Annotated in this window: 2 protein-coding genes; both read right to left on the bottom strand. The window is 69.6% G+C overall.

All coding sequences use genetic code 11. The annotated features are described in order from the left end of the window. On the bottom strand, positions 1–989 hold a 989-nt coding region (locus VJ655_RS15660; protein ID WP_324112652.1), incomplete at its 3' end, for a hypothetical protein. A gap of 107 nt (positions 990–1096) precedes the next feature. Then, the coding region (locus VJ655_RS15655; RefSeq protein ID WP_324112650.1) for an ATP-binding protein at positions 1097–2353 on the bottom strand (1257 nt) is incomplete at its 5' end.

Here is a 2353-nt window from a genome sequence, read left to right as displayed (position 1 = left end):
AGTTCGGGCGCGCGCAGCAGGAACTGGCGAAACATGTGGGGCTGGTTGTGGTCGACCAGGTGCTCGAAGGCGTCGTCATAGACTTTCAGCGTGCGCAGTATGGCGTGACGTTCGACCAGCAGCCCGCCTTGCAGCCGCCGCCGCGCCTCATCCAGGTAGCGGCCGTCCTCGCCGTCGCGATCGCCATTGACCTCCAGGCGGCCAATCTGGGCGCTGACGTCGGTCAGTCGCGGCCATAGCGTGGTCAGCATCCACTTGTAATAGAGCAGCCCCTTCCAGGCGAAGACGCCTTCCTTGAAGCTGCCGCCTTCCATGACCAGGGTCTTGCGCAGCGGCGACAGGCGATGGCCGACGTCGGCGGCCAGCAGCGCCTGAACCATCCGGGCGGTCTGGGTCCGCCGCGCCCCGCCCTGCTCGCTGTAGGCCAGCTCGATCAGGCGGCCGATCTCCATGCTGACGAAGCCCTGCATCTGGTCGTAGTCGGCCGGAGACAGGGAGAAATAACAGTTGGCCACCGGCAGGTCGTGGCGGCGCAGGTGCTCGCGCAGCAGGAACGGGTCCAGCGACGGCAGGGTGTCGATGGCGCGCAGCGCGTCCAGGTCGCGCGTCATGTCGCCGGAGGCGTTGCAGGCCTCGACCAGCAACTGCGCCCACCCCCGCTGGCCGACGAGCACCGACTGCCCGCCCAGGCCCAGATCACGGCGGTCGAACGGAATGATGACCTTGGTGGCCAGCGGCCGCGCCTCGTCGAACAGGTAGATGTCGTCGGCCCGGACGCGATGCTTGATGATCAGGGCGCCGTTCAGCGTCCGGTTCCGGAACAGGGGATGTTCGGCGTATTCGGGGCGCGCGCCGCTCTCGGCCTCGATGGCCACCAGGTTCAGCACGCGGCTGGTCGAGGCGGTGCGCTCCAGGGCCCGCAGACTGCGCATCATGCGGTCGGCGGCGTTGACCGGCCTCTGTTTGCGACGACGCGCGAATGCGGACACAGATCCCCCGGGGCTTTCAGAATGGGGTGATAGGCCGCCGCCGGCTAACAAACTCTAATCGAACGGCGTTCGCGCAAGTCGCGAAATCCTGGACGGGCCTTGGAGTCCTACCGCGCCAATCCGTCGAGCGCGGGAACCGGCGGCGGGGCGGCCAGCCGCGCCACCGTCGCCAGCAGGCCGGCGGGCAGGATCGGCTTGGGGTGGGCGTCGTCAAAGCCCTGGGCCATCAGGCGCTCGGCGTCGCCGACCATGGCGTCGGCGGTCAGGGCCACGACCGGCATGTCGACCCGGCCGCCCTCGCCCGCCCGGATGCGTCGCACGGCCTCCACGCCGTCCATCACGGGCATGTGGACGTCCATGAGCACCATGTCGAACGGCTCGGCTCCCAGCCGCGTCAGCGCGGCGCGTCCATCGCCCACGGCGGCGACCTCGACGCCCACGGCCTCCAGCACCGCGCGCGCCACGACCTGATTGACGGGGTTGTCGTCGACGACCAGCACCCGGAGCCCGGCGAGGCCCAGCGCCGGGGCGGGCGCCGCCTCGACGCGCCGCGGCGGCTCGGTCGCCGGCAGGGGCAGGCGCGCCGTGAAGATCGAACCTTTCCCCGGCGCGCTCTCCAGGCTCACCGCGCCGCCCATCAGGTCGGTCAGATGGCGACAGATCGCCAGCCCAAGGCCGGTGCCGCCAAAGCGCCGAGCCGTCGAGCGCTCGGCCTGCACGAAAGGCGCGAACAGTCGCGCCTGCTGCTCGGCGGTCAAGCCGACGCCGGTGTCCGAGACCGCCAGGACGATCTCGCCGGCCTCGGGCGCGATGCGGATCACGACGCCACCTTCCAGGGTGAACTTCAGGGCGTTGGACACCAGGTTCAGCAGGATCTGGCGAACCCGAGCGGCGTCGCCGAGCAGCCAGTCCGGTGTGGCGGGATCGATCTCCAGCGCCAGGTCGACGCCCTTGACCCTCGCCGTCTCGCTCCACAGCAGGCGGATCTGCCCAGCCAGGGCCCGGATATCGAACGGCGCGGCCTCCAGCTCCAGCTTGCCGGCCTCGATCTTCGACAGGTCGAGAATGTCGTTGAGAATGGTCATCAGGCTGTCGCCCGACTGGATGATCATGTCGACATATTCGGCCTGCTTGGCGTCCAGGCGGGTTTCGCCGAGGGCGTGGGCCAGGCCCAGCACGCCGTTCATCGGCGTGCGCAGCTCGTGGCTCATCATCGCCACGAAGGTCGACTTGGCGCGGCTGGCTTCCTGGGCCTCGGCCTGAGCCTCCTCCAGCGCCTGGGCGTTGGCGCGCAACAGGCGCACGGCGTCCATGGTGAAGCTCGTGACCCCGACCATGACCACCGCCAGGACGATGTATTCCCA

This window comes from Caulobacter sp. (assembly GCF_035254145.1).
Lineage (GTDB): Bacteria > Pseudomonadota > Alphaproteobacteria > Caulobacterales > Caulobacteraceae > Caulobacter.
The sequence above is the reverse complement of the archived record's forward strand: the minus strand, read 5'-3'. Positions and strand labels throughout refer to the sequence as shown.